Origin of the sequence: Desulfurobacterium atlanticum, assembly GCF_900188395.1 — a bacterium.
GTDB lineage: Bacteria > Aquificota > Aquificia > Desulfurobacteriales > Desulfurobacteriaceae > Desulfurobacterium_A > Desulfurobacterium_A atlanticum.
Window position 1 is genome coordinate 1 of record NZ_FZOB01000004.1, and the last position, 21,458, is coordinate 21,458.

A 21,458-nucleotide genomic window follows, 5' to 3' on the forward strand; every position below is an offset into this window, starting at 1 on the left:
GGTATGAATGGGAGAACGCCTTTTGAGGTTTTAAAGAGTAAGTGGGATTGTTTGTTTAATCTTAATGTTGCTTGTTTCCCTGTTGTGCTGCTTGAGGATGTTTTTGTGGTGGCTAATAGGCTGGGGGTATTGGAAAAGGGTGGGGAGAATGTGCTCACCCCCTACCTATTAAAAAATTTTTCACCTTTTATAAGGTCTCCAAAACTATCTCTGTCCCTTATAATTGAAAATCTATCTTCAAAAACAAGAACTTCTGCAGGCCTAAGTCTTGAATTGTAGTTTGAAGCCATTGTAAATCCGTAAGCTCCCGCACTTAAAATAGCAAGGTAGTCTCCTTTTTTACACTTTCCTATCTTTCTGTCAAAAGCAAAAACATCTCCTGTCTCACAAACAGGACCAACTATATCAACTATCTCTTTAGAATCTCCTCTAACAACAGGAACTATATGGTGATAAGCGTTATAAAGGGAAGGTCTCATACAATCATTCATCCCGGCATCAACAATATAAAAAGTTTTTCTATCATTACGTTTTACATAAAGCAGTTTTGTTAAAAGAATACCACTATTTCCTGAAATTCTCCTTCCTGGTTCGGTTATAAGCTTACATCCAAGCTCCTTTACATACGGAACAATCTTTTCAGCAAGGGATTTTGCAGAAGGAACCTCTTCATCGGGTTTATAGTTTATTCCAAGACCACCACCAGCATCAAAATACTCTATCTCAATGCCTTTATCTCTCAAAACTTTAACAAGGTCTGCTACTTTTCCAGCTGCTTCATCAAAAGGAGAAACATCAGTAATTTGAGAACCTATATGAAAATGCACACCAACAGGTTCTACAAATTTAAGGTTTTTTGCCTTTAAATAGATATCGTAAGCCCTTTCAATATCCACTCCAAATTTACTGGTTTTTAAGCCGGTAGAAATGTAAGGATGAGTTTTAGGATCAACATCAGGATTAACCCTTAAAGCAATCCTTGCAACCTTTCCAAGTTTCTCTGCAACACTGTTTAAAACATCAAGCTCATCTTCAGACTCAACATTGAACATCAAAATACCGCAGGAAAGTGCATATTCCATCTCATCTTCTCTTTTTCCAACACCTGCAAAAACGATTTTTTCAGAAGGTATTCCGGCAGTAATAGTCCTGAATATCTCTCCAGCTGAAACAGTATCAGCACCGGCTCCAAGTTCTGACAGAAGTCTTAAAATAGCAAGATTTGAACAGGATTTAACAGCAAAAGCCGTGATTCTTTCCACCTCATCAAAAGCACCGTCAAACTCTTTAAACCAGTATTCAAACGCAGCTTTACTGTAAATATAAACAGGAGTCCCCACACTATTTCCAATATCTTTTACAGCACACTCTTCAACATAAAGCTCATCATTTCTATATCCTATGAAAGGGAAAAGAAGTTCCAACTTAAAACCTCCAGATAGTAGTTGAGGTTTAATTTTAAACTATTTTTCTATAATAATCCTGTTTCCTTTCATTTCTAAAACGTTCTCAGCAAAGGGAAAAACATAATCTGTTTTAATCAAACAATTCCTTAACTGCTGTCCATCACCGGCAATAAAATAGGCACTATTTAAACTCTTCCCTTTAATTGTTAGAACTTCTCCTGATTTAAACTCTCTAAACAATGGCAAACTTAAAAGGAAAATAGAAAGAGCAACAAATATAAACTCTTTTTTAATTGCAAAAACCACCAGTATAAAGACTGTAAAAGTAATTAGAAAAATCCACCCTGAAGGAGGAGCAGAATAAACAACTCCAGCAGAAAACGGAACAAATAGCTTCTTCACCCCAAGAATAAAAAGCTCACCCAGCTTAAAGGTCAGGCTGTTTATCAATTCAATTTTAAAAAAAGTTATCTCTGAAAGAAAAGAGAAAAGTAAAAAAGCTGAGAAGAGCAAAGACAGAAGAAAAATAGAAACAGGAGCAAAAAGATTAATCACTTTAAACTTATAGACAACATACGGAGCTGTAAAAAGAAACGGAAATGTCCCGGCAAAAATTCTTCCTTTAATTCCTTTATCCATTCCGATAGCTATCCCGGCGACAGCAAGAAAAGAGAGAATAAATCCAGTGGAAATTTCAGAAAAAGATAAAAGAAAAGCTGTTAAAAGCAAAACATACAGATAATCAACTTTTCTACCGTAAAGTTTTAGAAAACCGACAAAAACGATAAAAAAATAAGCCCTTAAAACAGAGACAGGTAAACCTGTAAACGGAAGTAGAACGGTTAAAACCGCAGCAGAAAGAGTAAACCTTTTCTCTTTTGATAACGGAAAAAAAAGAAGCATAAGCAGTCCAAACACAATTCCAGTATGAAGTCCTGATACAGCTATAAAAGGATATGTACCTGTTAAAAGCATATAGGTTTTTAAACCCTCTGGTAGATTATACCTTACCCCAAGGGTAACCGCCTCTATTAGAGAGGAAACCGGATATTCAAACTCTTCCTCTATCTTTTTTGCAATCTCAAATCTTTCTCTTTCAAAGAAAGAAAAGATACCACCTGAAGAGATTTTTTCTCCAGAAGGAGATATCACGTCACCCACAAAGATCCCATCATCAACCTGAACATACCTGCCGTTTGAAAGAAGAGCAATCCTATTATCAGAATCAAATATCCACTTAACTTTGAAAGAGTCTTTATGCCACTTTAAACCACTAAAGAGAAAAACAGCTACAGCAACGCAAACAGCAGAAAAAAAGAGATCCCTAAAGGAGAATCTAACTGTGTAAACAAACACAGAGAAAACCAGAAATGGGAGAAGAAATAACGTTTTTAACTTTAAAAAAGCAGAAAGAAACAAAAGCGTTAAGACAAAAAGACTATGCCTTTCCATCCTTATTAAAAAAATTCCTGTATTTCTCTACCATTTCATCTGTATAAACACGACTTTCTCTGTTCCTATAAATTACAAGTGGCGGAAGAACCTTAAGCCCCTTACCTCCCCTTTTACGGGCTTCAAGAAGGAAAAGATTAGCATTCTCATCAGGGAACGGTTGAACAAATCTTACCGTTTTCGGCTCTAAAAAATTCTGCCTGCAAAAACATAAAGCATCAGCAAATCTTTCAACAGGACAAACCATATAGAATCTTCCTTTACATCTTAAAAGATAAGCTGCTGCATCTATAAAATCCTTTAAAGTCCCTTCTATCTCATGCCTTGCAATAGCTTTCATATTATCAGGATTTATAAAACCTCTGAAACACTCTTTAAAAGGGGGATTTGTAATAGCCACATCAAAGGTTTCTGGTTTAAAAGTTTTCTTCACATCCTTAACATTAAGACAAATTACTTTTAGTTTTTCCGACACACCGTTAACTTCAGCATTTAATCTGGAAAGCTCAACACATTCAGGAAGAACGTCTAAAGCAACTCCCACCAGAGATTGAAACCTTTTAAGAAGAAGAACAGGAATAATTCCGCTTCCTGTCCCAAGGTCTATAAATTTTTCTCCAGAATGGCACTTTACAAAGTCGGCAAGAAGAAAAGTATCCGTCCCAAACCTAAATCCTTTCTTCTTTTGATAAATAACAATATCTTCTTTTAAAAATGTGCTTTTATCAAGCTCATTTGCATCAATCACATCTAACCCATAAAAGATTTAAAAACAACGTAAAGAATAACCAAAATTGCAAGTAAGACAAGAAAAATTCCGCTTCTTGAAGGTTTATACGAGGAAACCGCTTCTTCCCAGTTTTCAGGTAATCTATCTTTAGGAACATGTTTTTCAATTTCCTTTAAAATATCCTCAAACCCTTCTACATTATCATCAATAAGAAAAGCTCCTCCATCTTTTAAGGAAAGTATCAAAAATATCTTTCTTCTCATTGAAATACCAACAGAGTCAATATCACTCCACCTAACAAAACCACTTTTAAAAATATCTTCTATTTCTATACCATTATCGGAAATCTGTATTTTCTTTTTAATCAGAGAGTAAACCCTGATAAGAATCGGGAGCATCAACAAAACAAGAACAAAAAAGTTAAGATTTATTCCATATTTAAAAGCAACAACAGCAAGAAACAGCACATACAGACACGAAAGCACCAAATAAGACAGCAGATAAACTTTATCCGTTTTAAATTCCTTCATCATTTCTCCATTATCAGTCTAACAGCCGCTTCAAATCTATCAAGACCTTTCTTTATATTTTCCATTGATGTAGCATAAGAGAATCTCATGTAGCCTGGATATCCAAAAGCAGAACCGGGAACAGCTGCTACTTTTGCATTTTCAATAAGAAAATCTGCAAACTCAAAATCATCCTTAAATCCGCCTCTCTCTAAAACCTTCTTTATGTTGGGAAAGGCGTAAAAAGCTCCTTTCGGAACAGTGCATGAAACTCCAGGAATAGAGTTAAATCTTTCCACCATATAACGTCTTCTTTCATCAAAAGCTTTAAGCCAATCTTTCAAAAACTCCTGAGGGCCTGTCAAAGCAGCAACCGCAGCTTTTTGAGCAATAGAGTTTACATTTGAAACAGACTGAGAATTTATCTTTATCATTGAAGATATAATCTCAGAAGGTCCGGCAGCATAACCTACTCTCCATCCTGTCATTGAATAAGCCTTTGAAAGGGCATTAATTGTAATTGTTATCTCTTTTAACTCATCAGATATTGAAGCTATGCTAACATGCTTCTCACCTTCATAAACAAGCTTTTCATAACATTCATCAGAAGCTATAAGAATACCCTTTTCAGCACAAAACTCCCCTATCCTTTTTAGTTCATCTTCAGGAATAACAGCACCGGTCGGATTACTTGGAGAGCAAAGTATTAAAAGCTTTGTTCTTTCGGTTACAACCTTTTCTAAAAGCTCCAGAGTAAATATGAACCCATTTTCCTCTGATGTATTTACAAAAACTGGCTTTCCACCAGCAAACTTAACCTGTTCAGGATAGGTAACCCAGTAAGGGGCAGGAATAATTACCTCATCTCCTTCATCTATTACAGAAAGCATTAAAGAAAAAAGGGCAAATTTTGCTCCATCTGTAACAACAATCTGAGATGAAGAATACTCTATCCCGTTCTCTCTTAAAAGTTTTTGTGCTATTACTTCCCTTAATTCAGGAATACCCGCCGCAGGAGTGTATTTTGTAAATCCTTCTTCTATAGCTTTTATAGCTGCCTCTTTCACATGAGAAGGTGTATCAAAGTCAGGCTCTCCAGCACCAAAACCTATCACATCTATTCCCTTTGCCCTCATCTCCTTTGCTTTTGAAGTTATAGCCATTGTAGGAGATGGAGCCATGTTTCTCACTCTATGAGAAAGTAAAGGCATAGTAATCCTCCGGAAAATAGTTATAAGAGAATTATAACCTATGGAAGTTTTGTTGAAAAAAGCAGGAGGGAAATCCTCCCGAAACTAAAGTTCTATCTCTTTATGTCTTGAAGCGTGACATTGAATATTAACAGCCACAGGTAAAGATGCTATATGGCAGGGATACCATTCTATTTTCACGTCAAGAGCTGTAACTTTCCCGCCAAACCCTGCAGGTCCTATACCAAGTTTATTTATCTTTTCAAGTAGTTCTTCCTCAAGAGCTGCATATCGCGGGTCTTTATTCCTATCTCCAATAGGACGCATCAGAGATTTTTTAGCAAGATATGCAACCTTTTCAAAAGTTCCACCTATTCCGATACCAACAATTATTGGAGGGCAGGGATTTGGACCAGCTTCACTTACAGTTTCAAGAACAAACTTTTTCACCCCTTCAACACCATCGGCAGGTTTGAGCATAGCAAGACGGCTCATATTCTCACTACCACCACCTTTTGCCGCCATTTTGATTTTAAGTCTATCTCCAGGAACAACGTTGTAATGAATTATCGGTGGAGTGTTATTCCCGGTGTTTCTCCTGTCAAAAAGAGGGTCACTTACTATGGACTTTCTCAAATATCCTTCTGTATAACCTTCAGCCACACCTTCCTCTATAGCTTCATTTATATCACCACCAACTACCTGAACATCCTGCCCTATCTCAACAAAAAACACAGCAAACCCGGTATCCTGACAGTAAGGCACCTGATTACTGGCAGCTATTGAAGCGTTCTCCTTTAAAATCTCAAGAACATTCTTGCCAACAGGAGACACTTCCTTATCTATACCTTTATCAAAAGCGGAAAGTACATCTTCAGGCAGATAATAGTTTGCTTCCATACAGAGTCTCTTAACAGCTTCTTTTATCTCTTTTACATCTATCTTTCTCATTCCGATTCCCCTTAAAGAGGTAGTTTATCAACAAGCTTTTTCACAGACTCAACAGACTTTCTCCACTGTGTCCACTCATCATCAGAAAGCTCAAGCTTTATAACTTTCTCAATTCCATCTTTACCAAGAACAACCGGAACACCAACACAAAGGCCCTCTGCTCCATAATACTCTCCAGCTTCTCCTTCAAGATAAACACTACAGGAGATAATCTTTCTCTTATTCCAGAGAATTGATACAGCCATATCAAGAATGGAAGCAGCAGGAGCGTAAAAGGCACTTCCATGTTTTAAAAGAGAAACAATCTCTCCACCGGCAAAACGTGTTCTCTCTATAAGCTTTTCAAGTTCCTCATCAGAAAGAAAATATCTAACAGGAATACCGCTTATTGTGGTGTAATTTTTAAGTGGCACCATATCATCACCGTGACTTCCTATAACAAAAGCCCTTATGTTTTCCACAGAGATACCTGTCTTTTCAGAAAGGAAATAAGCAAACCTTGCAGCATCAAGAGCACCTGCCATACCCATCACTCTGTTTGTCGGAAAACCTGAAACTTTCAAGGCTGTATAGGTCATGGCATCAAGAGGATTTGTAACAACAATGATGAAAGCTTCAGGTGAATACTTTTTTACCTGTTCAGTTACACTTTTCACAATTTCAAAGTTTTTAAACAGAAGGTCATCCCTGCTCATCCCCGGTTTTCTGGGAAACCCTGCAGTTATAACAACAAGGTCAGAGTTTGCAGTATCTTCATAATTTCCTGTCCCGTAAACCCTTGAGTTAAAACCAAGAATAGGGGAAGCTTCCATAATATCAAGAGCTTTTCCTTTTGCTATTCCCTCGTCAATGTCAATAAGATAAACATCCGCAACTTCCCTTCTTGCAAGAAGAAGTGCAAGTGTAGCTCCAATATTCCCGGCACCAACTATTGTTATTTTTTTCCTTTCCAATTTTTGCCTCCTGAAAGTCGTTTTTTAAATGAGAAAAGGCAGGGTAATTATTGTATCACATTATCTTCCCTGGATGATTTTAAGAAATAGTAAAGAAACAGAGCTACCGTACCTAAAAACACAGCAATATCCGCAACATTAAACGCAGGCCAGTGATACTTTCCTATATAAAAATCAAGAAAATCTATCACTTTACCGTAAACCACCCTGTCATACAGGTTCCCCGCAGCACCACCAAGTATGAGAGAAAAAGAGATTCTCTCAATAAAAGAAAGTTCCTTTCTGTAAATTAAAACGTAAATTATTCCAGCTATCACAATAAGTGGAACAAGAATCAGAAAAACAAACCTTCCGATACCTGAAAAGGAAGAGAAAAGGCTGAAAGCCGCACCTTTATTTTCAGCATAGATAAGTCTAAAAAAACCTGGAACAACTTCAATAACATTTCCCTTCAGGTATTTGAGGGCAAGGAGTTTGGTCATCCTATCAAGAACAAAAACAAAAACTGCAACCAAAAAAACAAGCAACAGTCACCTCCATAAATATCTATAAAATCGCCGAAAGGGAAGAGAAAAGGAAAGCCACATGAAAAATTATCGGAGAGACTATAGAACCGCTCTCTTCATAAAGCAGCCCTGAAATAAAAGAAACTGCAAAAAAACTTAAAGCATAAAAAGAGCCGCCACTAACAGCAAAGAACACAAGAAAATAGAGAAAACTTGAAATTAAGTTTAAGCGGGAAACTTTCGGAAACAGCATCTCATTTTCAAAAACAGAATAAAAAAAACCCTTGAAAAACACAGCCTGAGAAAAACCGTCTATAAAAGGTGCAGGAGAAGGTATAATTCTCAAAAAAGGCAGAAACATTAAAGCTGTAAGCCCGTATAAAAACCCTTTCCCAAAGTTTTTGAAACCAAGCTGTGCAGGTGTTTTCCTGTAAACAACTACAGGGATAAAAAGAAGAAAAAACGCATTAATAATCGGCTCAAGGAGCGGGAAAAGATAGAGACTTAAACTTTCCCCTATAAAAAAACCGAAATATGGCTTCATAAACTCACACCGAGAACATCGCTTTAAAATACCAAACCTCCTTTTATGCTAAAATTTCTTCTAAATTATGCAATAGAGGTGACGGTTATGGCAACTTATAATGTTAAAGTTTTCATATCTTACAGAGAAGGTATCCTTGACCCTCAGGGAGTGGCAGTTGAGAAAGCTGCACACAGCCTCGGTTTTGAAAAAGTAAAAGATGTAAGGGTAGGAAAATATATTACTATGAAAATAGAAGCGGAAAATAAAGAAGAGGTGAAAAAAGAGATTGAAGAAATGGCACGTAAGTTTTTAGTAAATCCTGTGATAGAAGAATATACTTACACTATTGAGGGTGAAAAATGAGATTTGGAATACCTGTTTATCCAGGAAGCAACTGTGACAGAGATATAGGCTGGGTAATTGAGAAAGTTCTGGGAAAAGAAGTTAAATACATCTGGCATGAAGAGAAAAGTGTCGGCAACGTAGACTGCATAATAGTTCCAGGCGGATTCTCATACGGAGATTATCTTCGTGCAGGTGCGATGGCAAAACTCTCCCCTATCTCAGAGGCCATATATGAATTTGCCCAGAAAGGCGGTCTTGTAATGGGAATATGTAACGGTTTTCAGATACTCCTTGAAATGGGGCTTTTACCAGGAGCTATGATGCCGAATAAAAATCTTCAGTTTGTATGTAAATTTGTTCACCTTAAAGTTGAAAATAACAAAACACCATTCACAAATCTCTACTCAGAAGGAGAGGTTTTACATATTCCCATAGCCCACGCCGAAGGCAATTATACCTGCGATGAAAAAACATTAAAAGAGATTGAAGATAACGGACAAGTTGTTGTTCGTTACTGCTCACCTTCTGGTGAAGTGGCAGAAGAGTTTAACCCGAATGGCTCCTTAAACAACATAGCAGGAATATGCAATAGGGAAGGCAACGTTTTCGGCCTTATGCCACACCCGGAAAGGGCATCGGAATCAATTTTAGGTAGCACCGACGGACTTAGAATGTTTAAATCTATACTTGAAAGTGTAGCAGGAAGTGTATGAAAAGACCATCATGGGAAGATTATTTTCTTTCAATAGCCTATATGGTTTCAAGCCGCTCCACCTGCTTGAGAAGAAAGGTCGGAGCGGTGCTTGTTAAGGATAAAAGAATAATAGCAACAGGTTACAACGGTCCACCATCAGGATTGAAACACCCTGATGAAGTCGGATGTTTAAGAGAAAAACTCAATGTTCCAAGCGGTGAAAGGCATGAATTGTGCAGAGGATTACATGCAGAGCAAAACGCAATAATACAGGCCGCTTTACACGGCGTATCAACAAAAAATTCTATTCTCTACTGCACCCACTGCCCATGTAGCCTTTGCACAAAAATGATAATAAATGCGGGAATTAAAAAGGTTGTATATGTTGAAGGTTATCCAGACTGGCTTGCGAAAGAGCTTGCAAAAGAGGCAAAGCTTGAAGTTGTAAAAGCTGATAAATCCTTCAAAGTTATCGTTGAGGAAGAAACTTGATGGAGAAGATGATTATTGTTCTTATAGATGACCAGCCGTTTTTTCTCATATTTATGGAAGAGTTAATAAAGCAGATAGAATTTCCCATTCAAATAGAAACAAAATCTTTTCAAAACCCTGAAGATGCACTTGATTTCATAGAGGAAAATGATGTTGACATGGTTATTTCCGATTATGTAATGCCTGAAATGAGCGGTATAGAGCTTTTGAAAGAGATACGAAATCTTCCAGATAGAGAATCTGTTATTTTTATAATGGTAACGGCAGAACATGCAAGAAACATTAAAAGGGAAGCTCTTCAGCTTGGGGCGACAGATTTTCTGACGAAACCGATAGACAAACTGGAATTTCTTCCAAAAGTAAGAAATCTTTTGAGACTGCGCCTTAAGGAGAAACTTCTTCAAAATAAAGCAGAACTTTTAAAGTATGAGATAGAAAGAAACTTAAAAGAGATAAAAACGCGAGACAAAGAGATTATTCTTCGTCTTTCAATGGCTGCAGAGTTTAGGGATGAAATGACCGGAGACCACATAGAGAGAGTGGCTTCCTACTCAAAGTTGATAGCTCAAAAGCTCGGTTACAGTGAAAGTTTTGCAGAAGATATATACCTTGCCGCTCCTCTCCATGACATAGGAAAGATAGGAATTCCGGATAATATACTTAAAAAGAAAGGAAAACTAACTCCAGAAGAGTTTGAAATTATGAAAAAGCATACAATATACGGTTACAGACTTCTTGCAAACAGCAAAGTTAAAGTGATTCAGATGGCAGCAAAAATAGCCCTTTTCCACCATGAAAACTGGGACGGAACGGGTTATCCTTACGGCCTGAAAGGAAAGGAAATCCCGGTTGAAGCAAGAATAGTATCTGTTGCCGATGTGTTTGATGCTTTACAGGAAGTTAGACCTTATAAAAAGGGATGGAAAACTGAAAAAGTATTTGAGTTTATAAGAGAGAATGCCGGGAAAAAATTTGACCCGAAAATCGTGGATGTATTCATAAAATCAAAAGATGAAATAATTAAAATAAAAGAGGAGCTATCAGTAGAACACCCCTACTTCTCCTCACTTCTTAACACAGAGATTGATAATCTACCTACTCCTTAGAAATAGTATCAAGAGCATCTTCTAAAAGCTGAACCACCTCTTCCACAGGCTTACCGTCAAGAATAGCAAGCTGAAGCTTTTTAAAAAGCATTCCCTCTTCCTGAAGTCCCATATTCCATAAAATACCCTTTACTGTATGAGCTGCATCAGCTGCCTTTTGAAGCTCTCCGCCGTTAAGCAGTTTAATAAGTTCTTCTATATTTTCTTTCAAATTATCAACACCTGTATTTGCTATCATACAAGCTGTTTCATCATCAAAATCCATCCCTTTCAAGTAGGAAACGGTAGCATCTTTTAAACGTTTTTCATCAATTCTGCTTAAATCATACTCTATCTCCATAAAACACCTCCTCCCTTACAATTCCCACGGCACCCTTTGAAAACATTTCCTTTAAAGCTCTGTCTCCATCACCAGGTTTAACCTCTACTGCTTTTACACCATCAAGTAAAACAAAAACAGTAAATCCTAAATTCAAGCCTCCGATCACTGTATTTTTAACGCAGTAATCGGTAGCGAGTCCGCCCACAAAGATTCTTTTAATCCCTCTTTCCTTTAATAAACTTTCAAGGAGAGTAGCTTGAAATCCAGAATAAGCCTCAAGTTCCGGTCTATCTCCCTTATTTATAATAAAAGTATCTGGTGGAAGTTTCAACCCATCATGAAATTTCGCTCCCTCACTATTTTGAAGGCAGTGAACAGGCCATAAACCTCCGTTAATGGTAAAAGAGATATGCTCTTCAGGATGCCAGTCTCTTGTTGCAAAAATTGGAAGACCGGCTGTTTTAAAAAGGTCAATATACCTATTCAGCGGTTCAACAACCTTATCTCCATCAGGAACGGCCAGAGCACCGCCAGGACAGAAATCTTTCTGAACATCAACAACAATAAGAGCGTCAAACGGAGTAAGCATCACTTTCATATCAGATTTTCCCCTCTAAAACCTTTTCTATATCTTTAGGTTTTTCAATATTTATAACCTTAATATTTCTCGTAATTCTTCTCATTAAGCCTTTTAAAACGTTTTTCGGCCCTATCTCATAACAAACAGTTATACCTTCTCTTTCCATATAATTTATATCCTCAACCCATCTAACAGGCGAAAACATCTGTCTGTAAAAAGAATCTTTCAACTCATCAACATCAACAATCTCCTTTACATCTGCATTGTTAAGAAGGGGAATTTTTAAGGTATTAAACTTTATCTTCTCCATCTCCTCTCGCAGTTTATCAGCAGCAGGTTTCATAAGAGTAGAATGAAAAGGAGCGGAAACTGCAAGACGAACGATTCTTTTAGCCCCAGCTTTTTCAAAAAGAGATTCAGCCTCTTCAAGAGCTTTAATTTCTCCGGAAATTACTGTTTGCTCAGGACTGTTGTAATTTGCTACCTGAACAAAACCACTTTTAATCTCTTTTAAAACCTTTTCTATCCTATCAGCAGGGAGACCTATAACAGCGGTCATTCCTCCCACTCCTTCTGGAACAGCTTCCTGCATAAACTCTCCCCTTTTTCTAACAAGGTAAGCTCCATCTCCCACGGAAAAACCGTAAGCAGCGCAGCAGGCAGAAAATTCACCTAAAGAGTGGCCAGCAACAAGACGGGGATTTACATCAAAACCGTTCTTTCTTAGGATGTTCAAAACAGCCATACTTAAAGTGAGAATCGCAGGCTGTGCGTTGTAAGTTAGTGTTAACTCTTTATCTGAAGACTCAAAACATAGTTTTGCAATATCTATTCCTGCTCTATCAGACGCTTCCTCAAATACTTCTCTTGCTTCTTTGAAAGTTTCATACAGTTCTTTTCCCATTCCTGCATACTGAGAACCCTGGCCGGGAAATATAAAAGCAACTGACATGCTCAGCCTCCAAACAGTTTATTTACATTTAGTTTACCATTTTTAAAAGAGAAAATTAAAAATTTTTTACAAACACCTTGTCAGCCACCGGCAGAGATCCTATATTTACCTCTGTCAATTCGGGGCATAGCTCAGCTTGGTTAGAGCGCGTGCCTTGGGAGCACGAGGCCGCCCGTTCAAATCGGGCTGCCCCGACCATTTTATCCCGCCTTAATTAAAGGGCCCGTAGCTCAGCTGGATAGAGCAACGGACTTCTAATCCGTAGGTCGGAGGTTCGAATCCTCCCGGGCCCGCCACAGTAAATTTTCCGCAAATTCCAGCAAACTTCCTGTAAAATTCCATTTCTCATTTAATTAAGTTATGGAAATCGCACCTCCAAAGTTGTATTATTTTAAATGATAATAAATTACACTGGAGGTGTGATGAAGAAAAAAATCGGGCTTCTCCTTGCAGGTCTTATAATTTCTTCATGCCAACAAACAACAAAAGAAACGAAAGTAGAACCGGAAAAACCGAAAATAAGTAAAGCCACCCAGCAGTGTATAAACTGTCATAAAGTTGTTACACCTGGTATAGTTGCAGAGTGGGAGAAAAGTAAGCACGCCAAAATCACAATGGCTGAAGCACTAAAAAAAGACCCTGATAAAAGACTTGTTTCAGCCTCTTCTGTTCCTGCAGAACTTGAAAATGTGGTTGTTGGATGTGCAGAGTGTCACACTCAAAATCCGGAAGCACATAAAGACACGTTTGACCACAACGGATTTAAAGTGCATATAGTCGTTACTCCAAACGATTGTGCTAAATGTCATCCTGTTGAAGCAAAAGAATTCTCTCAGAGCCTTAAAGCAAATGCTTATGCAAATCTTATGAAAAACCCTGTGTATCACACCCTTGCTTCCACAACAGTAACCTCAATTAAATACCACAACGGAAAAGCCATTCTTGAAGAACCCACCGAAAAGGATTTTGCTACTTCATGTTTAAAATGTCACGGAACGGTTGTAAAAGTAAAAGGTTACGAAGAGAAAAATACTCCTTTCGGTAAAATGAAATTCCCGATACTTGAAGGCTGGCCAAATCACGGAGTTGGCAGAATCAATCCCGACGGCTCAAAAGGCTCATGTAGTGCATGCCACACAAGACACTCCTTCTCCATGGAAATGGCAAGGAAACCTGAAACATGTGGAGAATGCCACAAAGGACCAGATGTTCCAGCTTACAAAGTTTACATGACAAGTAAGCACGGAAGTATCTATAAATCTCTTGGTAACAAATGGAACTACGAAAATCCTGAATGGATAGCAGGGAAAGACTTTACAGCTCCAACATGTGCATCGTGCCATATAAGTCAGATAGTTGATGAAAATGGAAATGTAATAGCTAAAAGAACTCACAAATTAACAGATAGGCTACCGTATAGATTACTCGGTATTTACGCCGTTCCTCATATAAAATATTCAAAAACCTACACAGTTAAAAACAGTATGGGACTTCCACTTCCGTATGAACTTGACGGTACTCCTGTAGAGTCAGCAGTAATAGACAGTAATGAAGTTGCTAAAAGACTTAACACAATGAAAAAAGTGTGCAGTGCATGCCACGCTCAAACATTAATAGACAATCATTTCAAAGAGATGGATGAAATGATAGCCTACTCCAATAAACAGATACTCCAGGCAACAGGACTTCTTGTTGATGTATGGAAGAAAAATATTGAAAAAGGCCTACCGCAAGGTGAAAATCCGTTTGATGAACCGATAGAAAGACTCTGGACACAAAGCTGGCTGTTCTACGGCACTTCTATAAGATACGGAGCTGCCATGGGAAGCGCGGACTACACAACATTTGCAAACGGTAAGTGGCAACTTGGAAAAACTATAAAAGAGATGGAAATGCTCAAAAACTTAAAGGAAAAAAACAAAATAGAAGGGGGAAATTCTCCCCCTCTGTTATAATCCTCCTTGAAACATAAAATGGGAGGATAGGTTGACAGGTAAAAACTATATAAAACTTTTCTCATTTCTTACGATTATTCTTTTTCTCTTCTCATGCTCTGGAAAAAACGAAAACAACTCATTTACAACCATTACTCCGCAAAAGGCAGCATCCCTTATAAAGAAGGGAGTAACCGTTCTTGATGTAAGAACACCGGAAGAGTTTACACTTGGACACATAAAAGGAGCAAAAAATTACAATTTTATGTCAAGAGATTTTTTTGAAAAGATAAAAAATCTTGACAGAGACAAACCTTACATAATCTGTTCACGAGATGGGAGAACCGGAAAAGTTGTTTCAAGAGTTCTTATAGCCGAAGGATTTAAAAAAATATATAACCTTGAAAACGGCATAGTAGGCTGGAGTGAAGCAGGATATAAATTAGTTAAAGAACAGTAATAAGGAGAAGGTTATGAAGATAAACTATGTGGAGAAGAAAGTAGCACTTAAAAAAGGAGAAAACGCGATAATATGCTGCTTTGAAAACAACAGAATATCTACGGAAATTGCGGAAATAATGAAAAAAGAGGGAATAACATCAGAACAGCTTAAAAGTCTTGGATTTAAAGGTAAAGAAGGGGAAACAGCTTTAATTCCTTCATCAGGGGGAAAGGTTTTTATATTTACAGGAGCAGGCAAAAAAAGTGAAATAAACGAAGAAAAGATAAGGAAAGCAATAGGGAAAGGGATTTTTGAGGCGCTAAACAGAAAGCTAAAAAAAGTAGCTGTATTAAACTTTAACATTGAAAAAAAGGGAGAAGATTTACAGAAAGCCCTCGCCGAAGGAATACTCCTTTCAGCTTACAGATTCAACAAATACCTGAAAGAAAAAATCAATATTGAAGAGATAACTGTTTACGGCAAAGAAAATCTAAAAGAAGAGTTTTTCAGAGGTCAGATTCTCGGAGAAGCTGCAAACCTTACAAGAGACCTTGTGAATGAGCCGGGAAATGTGATAACCCCTCAGACTCTTGCTGAAACAGCAAAATCACTATCAAAGAAGTATGGATTTAAATGCAAAATATTTACAGAAAAAGAACTTGAAAAAAATCGTATGAACGGAATCCTGACAGTTGGAAAGGGAAGTAAAAATCCTCCCTGCTTTATCCACATTAAATACAAACCTGAAAATCCGACCAAAAAAGTTGTGCTTGTCGGAAAAGGAGTAACCTTTGACAGTGGCGGACTAAACCTTAAACCGGAACAGTATATGAAAAGGATGAAAATGGATAAGGCAGGAGCCTGCGCAGTTTTAGGAATCATGAAGGCAATCGGTGAAATAAAACCAGATATTGAAGTTCATGCCCTTATCCCGGCTGTTGAAAATATGCCTGATGGAAAAGCTTACCGCCCTGATGACATAATAGAATACAAAAATGGAGTAACTGTTGAAATCCACAGTACAGACGCTGAAGGAAGATTGATTCTTGCTGACGCTCTCATCTACGGCAGTGAACTTAAACCGGACCTGATGATAGATATGGCAACTCTTACAGGAGCCTGTGTGGTAGCCCTTGGAAACTATACAACCGGTCTTTTCTCAAAAGACACAGCACTTGCCCACTCACTACAAAAACTCTCCCAGAAAACCGGTGAGAAAATGTGGCATTTACCGCTTGACGAAGACCTTAAAGAAGAGATTAAAGGAACTCAAAGTGATATTCAAAATGTCGGGAAAACTCGCTTTGGAGGAGCAATAACAGCCGCTCTGTTCCTTCAAAATTTCGTAGAAGAAAACGTTAAAAGCTGGATACACCTTGACATAGCAGGTCCCGCTTTTATAGAGAAAGAATGGAAATATTACTCTTTCGGAGCCACAGGTCAACCTGTTAGAACAATTACAGAGTTTATAACTAAAAACAGATAATCAAGGCAGGTGGATATCTGTTCCGTTTACATTAAACAGGTATCCATCCTTAGCTTTTTTATACTCTGCACCTTCAGGAAAAAGAATAACCTTCCCTTTAAATGTATCAACCGCATAGTAGGGAAGTGCAAGGGGAGAAAGCTTTTTTTTCAGAGTTCTCATTATTTCCAACCCTTTTTCAACAGATGTGGCAAAGTGGAAAACACCTTTCACAGGGTCACATCTAAAAAGATAGTAGGGACGCACCTTTATCTTCTGAAGTAGAGAAAAAAGTTTTTCAAGGGTTTCAGCATCATCATTAACACCTTTTAGAAGCACTGTTTGATTATTTACAGGAACGCCGGCTTTAAGAAGTTTTCTTACAGCTTCACAAGAATAGTTGTTTATTTCAACAGGATGATTAAAGTGGGTGTTAACCCAGACCTTCTCTGCTTTCTCAAGAAGAGACACAATTCTATCTGTTAAAAGATAAGGAGCAACAACAGGAAGCTTTGTTCCAATTCTTATAACATCAACCGTATCAATCTCTTTTAATTTCAAAAGCAAGTATTCAAGAATCTGGAAATCCACAGATAAAGGTTCACCTCCTGAAATAAGAACATCCCGTATTCTTTTCTCTTTCACATAGTTAACAATCTCATCTGTCTCTTTTTGACCGATTACAAAGGTGGATCTTTTCCAGTTTCGCTTCCTCATACAGTATCTGCATAAAACAGGACAGTAGTTTGTAATAATCACTAAAACCCTATCTGGATATTTATGAGTTAAAAAGGGAACGGGAGATTGCTCTTCTTCTTTGAAAGGATCCTCTGAAACAAACTGGGAAAGTTCAGAAAGAGAAGGAAAAACCATCCTTTTTATAGGATCAAGTGGATTATTCCTGTCCGCAAGGGAAGCATAATACTCGGTGCTTCTTACAGGATACTCACTGCATACCCTCTCACCGTCATCAATCTCCTTTCGGTTTAAAGAGAAAAAAGGAAGAAAATCGGAAGGAGAACCAAGCATCAATCAAAACTCCATCCACAGGCATCAAGCTCACTGTATATGGAATCTCTCTGACCGAACCTCTGAAACTTTACAGTATCTTTATCAAGCTTTGTATAGATAGCCCTGTATTCACCGTAAGGGGAAGTAACCCTTATCCTGTAAATCTCCTGCTTGTCTCTTCTTAAAAGTCTTGATGTGGTTTCACACCTTGAAAGAGCCGATATAAAGTTTTCAAAAAGAAACGGCCTGCAGGAAATCTCCTTTACAATATCCTTTCTGAACCTTTTGGAAAAGAGAATTTTCATCCCGTTTTTAAGAGCTACTGAAGAAGCCACACTGTTTAAAGCCACCTCTATAAAAAGCTCTACCCTTGATTTTGGCATTTCGGATGATTGAAGTGCCTCTATCTTTCTCTCTTTTTCAACAATATCCGCTTTAAGAGTTGCCACTTCCTTTTTTAAGGTCTCTATCTGCTCTTTATATTTTTCAAGCAACTCCCTGTTTTCTCTAAATTTAGCAAGCTCCCTGTTTTCCTCCTCAAGCTTTGAAACTTTTTCCCTTAAAACAGTTAACTGAGCAAAAAGCTCTTTTATTTTCGCGTCTTTTCCTTTTAACTTCTCGTTTAAATGCCTTATCCTTTTAGAGTAATCCACCTGACGTTTCTGTTTCACCTTTACCTGTTTTTCAACTTTCTCATTCTGCTGGGCAACAGAAAGAAAGTAATTCTCTATATCTTTAAATCCTTTCTCCATGACTTTGCTCCTTGATGAAATTGTTTTTTAGGAACGGTTATTAATTTAGGGGAATTTTTTATCCAAGTAAAGGTTAAAGTGTAAAACAGAAATAGAGGGAAAAGCTATCTTATTTATGGTAAACTTCCTTTTAAATCCTTAGAAAGTCAGGGAGGAACCTATGTCAGTGGAGAAGTCAAAAGCCCTTTTTGAAGAGGCTAAAAAATATATACCCGGAGGAGTTAACAGCCCTGTTAGAGCTTTTAAGTCCGTAGGTGATATTCCAAGATTTATAGAAAAAGCAAAAGGTTCACATATATGGGATGTTGATGGAAATGAGTATATAGACTACGTCTGCTCATGGGGGCCTATGATTTTAGGACATGCTCATCCGGAAGTTGTAAACGCTATTAAAGAACAGGCAGAAAAAGGAACAAGTTACGGTGCTCCTACAGAGCTTGAGGTAAAACTTGCAAAAATGATAGTTGATATGGTTCCCGGCGTTGAAAAAGTTAGAATGGTAAATTCAGGAACCGAAGCAACGATGAGTGCCATAAGACTTGCAAGAGGATACACAAAGAGAGACAAAGTTATAAAATTTGAAGGTTGCTACCACGGACACGTTGACTCACTTCTTGTTAAGGCAGGTTCTGGACTTGCAACTTTTGGAGTGCCTACAAGCCCAGGAATACCTGAAGATTTCGCAAAACATACAATAACTGTCCCGTATAACAACATTGATGCCCTTAAAAAAGTTGTAGATGAAATAGGGGATGAAATAGCCTGCGTAATAATGGAACCTGTCATGGCAAACGCAGGTCTTATAATGCCTGAAGACGGTTTTCTTGAGAAGGTGAGAGAAATAACAGCAGAAAAAGGTATTCTATTAATTTTTGATGAAGTAATTACAGGGTTTAGACTTGCACCGGGAGGAGCACAGGAGTATTTCGGTATAACTCCAGACCTATCCTGCTTTGGGAAAATAATCGGCGGAGGGCTTCCTGTTGGAGCTTTCGGAGGAAAAGCCGAAATAATGGATTATCTCGCACCTGAAGGACCTGTGTATCAGGCAGGAACCCTTTCAGGAAACCCTCTCGCAATGGTTGCTGGAATAAAAACCCTTGAGATTCTTAAAAAGCCAGGAACTTATGAAACTTTAAGAGAAAAAGGTAAAAAATTTGCCGAAGGCGTAAAATCTGCCGCAGAAAAAGCCGGAGTTGCCGATAAACTTTGCTTTAAAAACCTTGAATCTTTATCCTGTGTGTTCTTCACAGATAAAGAGGTGAAAGATTTTTCAACAGCCGCAACCTCAAACACAGAAGCCTATGCGGCATTTTTCAAAGAGATGATAAAAAGAGGAGTCTATCTTGCCCCTTCCCAGTTTGAAGTTGCTTTCGTATCTATAGCCCACACAGAAGAGGACATTGAAAAGAGTATTCAGGCTGCCGAGGAATCGTTTAAAGCGATAAAGGAAATTCTATAAAACCATACTTTACAGAGCGGCTCTCCGCCGCTCCTTTCTTCATTTTCCTATCTTGCACAAACAGTAAAGGTAGTATAATTTCTCTGTATTAATTCATTCCAAATTTAAAAACGGAGTTTTGTTATGGCAAAAGATATCCATGAAAGTAAAATTCTGATTCTTGATTTTGGATCCCAATATACACAGCTTATAGCAAGAAGGCTCAGAGAAAAGCATATCTACTGTGAAATTCACCCTTTCAATATCTCTCTTGAAAAGATAAAAGAGTTTGCACCTAAAGGAATTATACTTTCCGGTGGTCCTGCAAGTGTCTATACAGAAGGGTCTCCAAAAATAAGTAAAGAAATTTTTGAACTTGGAGTTCCTGTCCTTGGAATATGCTATGGGATGCAGCTTATTACTTATCTTTTTGGTGGTAAAGTTATAAAAGCGGAAAAGCATGAGTATGGAAAAGCAACTTTAGAAGTGCTTGACAGAAATGACCTGTTTCAAAATCTTCCAGAAACATTTAATGTGTGGATGAGTCATGGAGACAGAGTCCTTGAAATTCCCGAAGGATTTGAACCTATAGCCAGGACTGATAATGCACCTTTTGCAAGTATAAGAAACAAAGAGAAAAAAATTTTTGGAGTTCAGTTTCATCCAGAAGTTAAACATACAGAGTATGGCAGTGAAATCCTTGAAAATTTTGCATTAAAAATCTGTGGCTGCGAGCCTTCATGGACAATGAAAAACTTTATTGAGTATGAAATAGAAAAAATTAGAGAAACAGTTAAAGATAAAAATGTTATCTGTGCCCTTTCAGGTGGAGTTGACTCCTCTGTAGTTGCAGCTCTTCTTCATAAGGCCATAGGAGACCAGCTTTATCCTATATTTGTTGATACAGGTCTTTTGAGGAAAGGTGAAAGGGAAAGTGTGGAGAGAACCTTTAAAGAAAAATTTCATATGAAAAATTTTAAAACTGTTGATGCATCAGATCTTTTCCTTGAAAGGTTAAAAGGGGTAACAGACCCTGAAAAGAAAAGAAAAATTATCGGCCATACGTTTATAGAAGTTTTTGAAAAAGCGGCAAAAGAGATACCTGACGCTGAATTTTTGGCTCAAGGAACGTTGTATCCTGATGTTATAGAAAGTGTCTCTGTAAAAGGACCATCTGCAACCATCAAATCCCATCACAACGTTGGTGGTCTTCCTGAAAGACTGAACTTTAAACTTATAGAACCTTTAAGAGAGCTCTTTAAAGATGAAGTAAGAGAACTTGGTAAAGAACTTGGCCTGCCTGATGAAATAATAAAAAGGCAACCGTTCCCCGGCCCCGGACTTGCCATAAGGATAATTGATGAAGTCAAACCTGAATATTTAGAGATACTTAGAGAAGCTGATGCAATAGTTCTTGAAGAGATAAAGAAAGCAGGGCTTTACGATAAGATATGGCAATCGTTCGCAGTCTTTCTTCCGCTTAAAACCGTTGGAGTTATGGGAGATGAAAGAACTTACGACTATGTTATAGCCATCCGTGCTGTTGAAAGTACAGACGGAATGACAGCAGACTGGGTAAAGCTGCCCTTTAAACTTCTTGAAAGGATATCAAACAGAATAATCAATGAAGTTAAAGGAGTAAACAGAGTAGTTTATGACATAACATCAAAACCGCCTGGCACTATAGAGTGGGAGTGAA

The 21,458-nt window shown here is 37.8% G+C and carries 23 protein-coding genes and 2 tRNA genes; 11 read left to right on the forward strand and 14 right to left on the reverse strand.

Annotation, left to right across the window (positions count from 1 at the left end; genetic code table 11):
• Positions 1 to 161: 161 nt before the first annotated feature.
• The 9 genes from lysA to CHB58_RS03695 all read right to left on the reverse strand — a co-directional run bounded on the left by lysA (position 162) and on the right by CHB58_RS03695 (position 8,241).
• Entirely contained in the window at positions 162 to 1,424 is a 1,263-nt protein-coding gene (gene lysA, locus CHB58_RS03655) for a diaminopimelate decarboxylase (protein WP_089322758.1), read from the reverse strand.
• A 39-nt stretch (positions 1,425 to 1,463) separates the two neighbouring features.
• The gene (locus tag CHB58_RS03660; protein ID WP_180706422.1) at positions 1,464 to 2,762 is read right to left on the reverse strand and encodes a ComEC/Rec2 family competence protein; all 1,299 of its coding nucleotides are present in this window, start codon (positions 2,760 to 2,762) and stop codon (positions 1,464 to 1,466) included.
• Between the two features lie 82 nt (positions 2,763 to 2,844).
• Complete coding sequence (locus CHB58_RS03665) at positions 2,845 to 3,606, reverse strand: tRNA1(Val) (adenine(37)-N6)-methyltransferase (RefSeq protein WP_245807329.1); 762 nt, start codon at positions 3,604 to 3,606, stop codon at positions 2,845 to 2,847.
• A 2-nt stretch (positions 3,607 to 3,608) separates the two neighbouring features.
• Entirely contained in the window at positions 3,609 to 4,118 is a 510-nt protein-coding gene (locus CHB58_RS03670; protein ID WP_089322760.1) for a hypothetical protein, read from the reverse strand.
• On the reverse strand, positions 4,118 to 5,308 hold the full coding sequence (locus CHB58_RS03675; protein ID WP_089322761.1) for a pyridoxal phosphate-dependent aminotransferase: 1,191 nt from the start codon (positions 5,306 to 5,308) through the stop codon (positions 4,118 to 4,120). Before CHB58_RS03675 ends, CHB58_RS03670 begins: the two co-directional genes overlap by 1 nt.
• Before the next feature lie 84 nt (positions 5,309 to 5,392).
• Positions 5,393 to 6,238 (reverse strand): fumarate hydratase, encoded by an 846-nt coding sequence (locus CHB58_RS03680; RefSeq protein WP_089322762.1) that lies wholly within the window; start codon positions 6,236 to 6,238, stop codon positions 5,393 to 5,395.
• 11 nt (positions 6,239 to 6,249) lie between these two features.
• A complete protein-coding gene (gene mdh, locus CHB58_RS03685) occupies positions 6,250 to 7,191 on the reverse strand; it encodes a malate dehydrogenase (RefSeq protein WP_089322763.1) in 942 nt (313 codons plus the stop codon).
• A gap of 47 nt (positions 7,192 to 7,238) precedes the next feature.
• Positions 7,239 to 7,718 (reverse strand): signal peptidase II, encoded by a 480-nt coding sequence (gene lspA / locus CHB58_RS03690; RefSeq protein ID WP_089322764.1) that lies wholly within the window; start codon positions 7,716 to 7,718, stop codon positions 7,239 to 7,241.
• Positions 7,719 to 7,737: 19 nt separating this feature from the next.
• Entirely contained in the window at positions 7,738 to 8,241 is a 504-nt protein-coding gene (locus CHB58_RS03695; RefSeq protein WP_089322765.1) for a CPBP family glutamic-type intramembrane protease, read from the reverse strand.
• 87 nt (positions 8,242 to 8,328) lie between these two features.
• Between CHB58_RS03695 and purS the strand changes: the two genes are divergently transcribed.
• The 4 genes from purS to CHB58_RS03715 are packed head-to-tail and all read left to right on the forward strand — an operon-like array spanning position 8,329 to position 10,860.
• A complete protein-coding gene (purS, locus tag CHB58_RS03700) occupies positions 8,329 to 8,586 on the forward strand; it encodes a phosphoribosylformylglycinamidine synthase subunit PurS (protein WP_089322766.1) in 258 nt (85 codons plus the stop codon).
• The gene (gene purQ / locus CHB58_RS03705; protein ID WP_089322767.1) at positions 8,583 to 9,281 is read left to right on the forward strand and encodes a phosphoribosylformylglycinamidine synthase subunit PurQ; all 699 of its coding nucleotides are present in this window, start codon (positions 8,583 to 8,585) and stop codon (positions 9,279 to 9,281) included. Before purS ends, purQ begins: the two co-directional genes overlap by 4 nt.
• Positions 9,278 to 9,754: a deoxycytidylate deaminase gene (locus tag CHB58_RS03710; protein WP_089322768.1), complete on the forward strand. Its 477-nt coding sequence runs from the start codon at positions 9,278 to 9,280 to the stop codon at positions 9,752 to 9,754. Before purQ ends, CHB58_RS03710 begins: the two co-directional genes overlap by 4 nt.
• Positions 9,754 to 10,860: an HD-GYP domain-containing protein gene (locus tag CHB58_RS03715; protein ID WP_089322769.1), complete on the forward strand. Its 1,107-nt coding sequence runs from the start codon at positions 9,754 to 9,756 to the stop codon at positions 10,858 to 10,860. Before CHB58_RS03710 ends, CHB58_RS03715 begins: the two co-directional genes overlap by 1 nt.
• Here CHB58_RS03715 and CHB58_RS03720 read toward each other — a convergent pair.
• From CHB58_RS03720 to fabD, 3 genes are read right to left on the reverse strand one after another with little or no spacing between them, the layout of a single operon-like run.
• Positions 10,850 to 11,200, reverse strand: a complete 351-nt coding sequence (locus tag CHB58_RS03720) for an Hpt domain-containing protein (protein ID WP_089322770.1) — start codon at positions 11,198 to 11,200, stop codon at positions 10,850 to 10,852. The two genes, CHB58_RS03715 and CHB58_RS03720, sit on opposite strands and share 11 nt — an antisense overlap.
• Positions 11,184 to 11,780 carry a bifunctional nicotinamidase/pyrazinamidase gene (gene pncA / locus CHB58_RS03725; RefSeq protein ID WP_089322771.1) on the reverse strand — a complete coding sequence of 199 codons (597 nt, stop codon included), beginning with the start codon at positions 11,778 to 11,780 and terminating at the stop codon, positions 11,184 to 11,186. Before pncA ends, CHB58_RS03720 begins: the two co-directional genes overlap by 17 nt.
• Before the next feature lies 1 nt (position 11,781).
• Entirely contained in the window at positions 11,782 to 12,714 is a 933-nt protein-coding gene (fabD, locus tag CHB58_RS03730; RefSeq protein ID WP_089322772.1) for an ACP S-malonyltransferase, read from the reverse strand.
• A gap of 120 nt (positions 12,715 to 12,834) precedes the next feature.
• Between fabD and CHB58_RS03735 the strand changes: the two genes are divergently transcribed.
• From CHB58_RS03735 to CHB58_RS03755, 5 genes are all read left to right on the forward strand, one after another.
• Positions 12,835 to 12,912, forward strand: a tRNA-Pro gene (locus CHB58_RS03735).
• 21 nt (positions 12,913 to 12,933) lie between these two features.
• Positions 12,934 to 13,010: transfer RNA gene (locus CHB58_RS03740), tRNA-Arg, on the forward strand.
• A 126-nt stretch (positions 13,011 to 13,136) separates the two neighbouring features.
• Positions 13,137 to 14,669: a multiheme c-type cytochrome gene (locus tag CHB58_RS03745; protein ID WP_180706423.1), complete on the forward strand. Its 1,533-nt coding sequence runs from the start codon at positions 13,137 to 13,139 to the stop codon at positions 14,667 to 14,669.
• 31 nt (positions 14,670 to 14,700) lie between these two features.
• Positions 14,701 to 15,108 carry a rhodanese-like domain-containing protein gene (locus CHB58_RS03750; protein WP_180706424.1) on the forward strand — a complete coding sequence of 136 codons (408 nt, stop codon included), beginning with the start codon at positions 14,701 to 14,703 and terminating at the stop codon, positions 15,106 to 15,108.
• A 13-nt stretch (positions 15,109 to 15,121) separates the two neighbouring features.
• Positions 15,122 to 16,576, forward strand: coding sequence for a leucyl aminopeptidase (locus CHB58_RS03755; protein WP_089322775.1), 1,455 nt, complete (start codon positions 15,122 to 15,124; stop codon positions 16,574 to 16,576).
• Here the strand turns inward: CHB58_RS03755 and CHB58_RS03760 are convergent, their stop codons facing one another.
• The gene (locus CHB58_RS03760; protein WP_089322776.1) at positions 16,577 to 17,584 is read right to left on the reverse strand and encodes a KamA family radical SAM protein; all 1,008 of its coding nucleotides are present in this window, start codon (positions 17,582 to 17,584) and stop codon (positions 16,577 to 16,579) included.
• Entirely contained in the window at positions 17,584 to 18,318 is a 735-nt protein-coding gene (locus CHB58_RS03765) for a type II toxin-antitoxin system RelE family toxin (protein ID WP_089322777.1), read from the reverse strand. The genes CHB58_RS03760 and CHB58_RS03765 overlap by 1 nt, the downstream gene beginning before the upstream one ends.
• Before the next feature lie 160 nt (positions 18,319 to 18,478).
• Between CHB58_RS03765 and hemL the strand changes: the two genes are divergently transcribed.
• The gene (gene hemL / locus CHB58_RS03770; protein WP_089322778.1) at positions 18,479 to 19,780 is read left to right on the forward strand and encodes a glutamate-1-semialdehyde 2,1-aminomutase; all 1,302 of its coding nucleotides are present in this window, start codon (positions 18,479 to 18,481) and stop codon (positions 19,778 to 19,780) included.
• A gap of 123 nt (positions 19,781 to 19,903) precedes the next feature.
• The gene (guaA, locus tag CHB58_RS03775; protein ID WP_089322779.1) at positions 19,904 to 21,457 is read left to right on the forward strand and encodes a glutamine-hydrolyzing GMP synthase; all 1,554 of its coding nucleotides are present in this window, start codon (positions 19,904 to 19,906) and stop codon (positions 21,455 to 21,457) included.
• The last annotated feature ends 1 nt before the right edge of the window (position 21,458 follow it).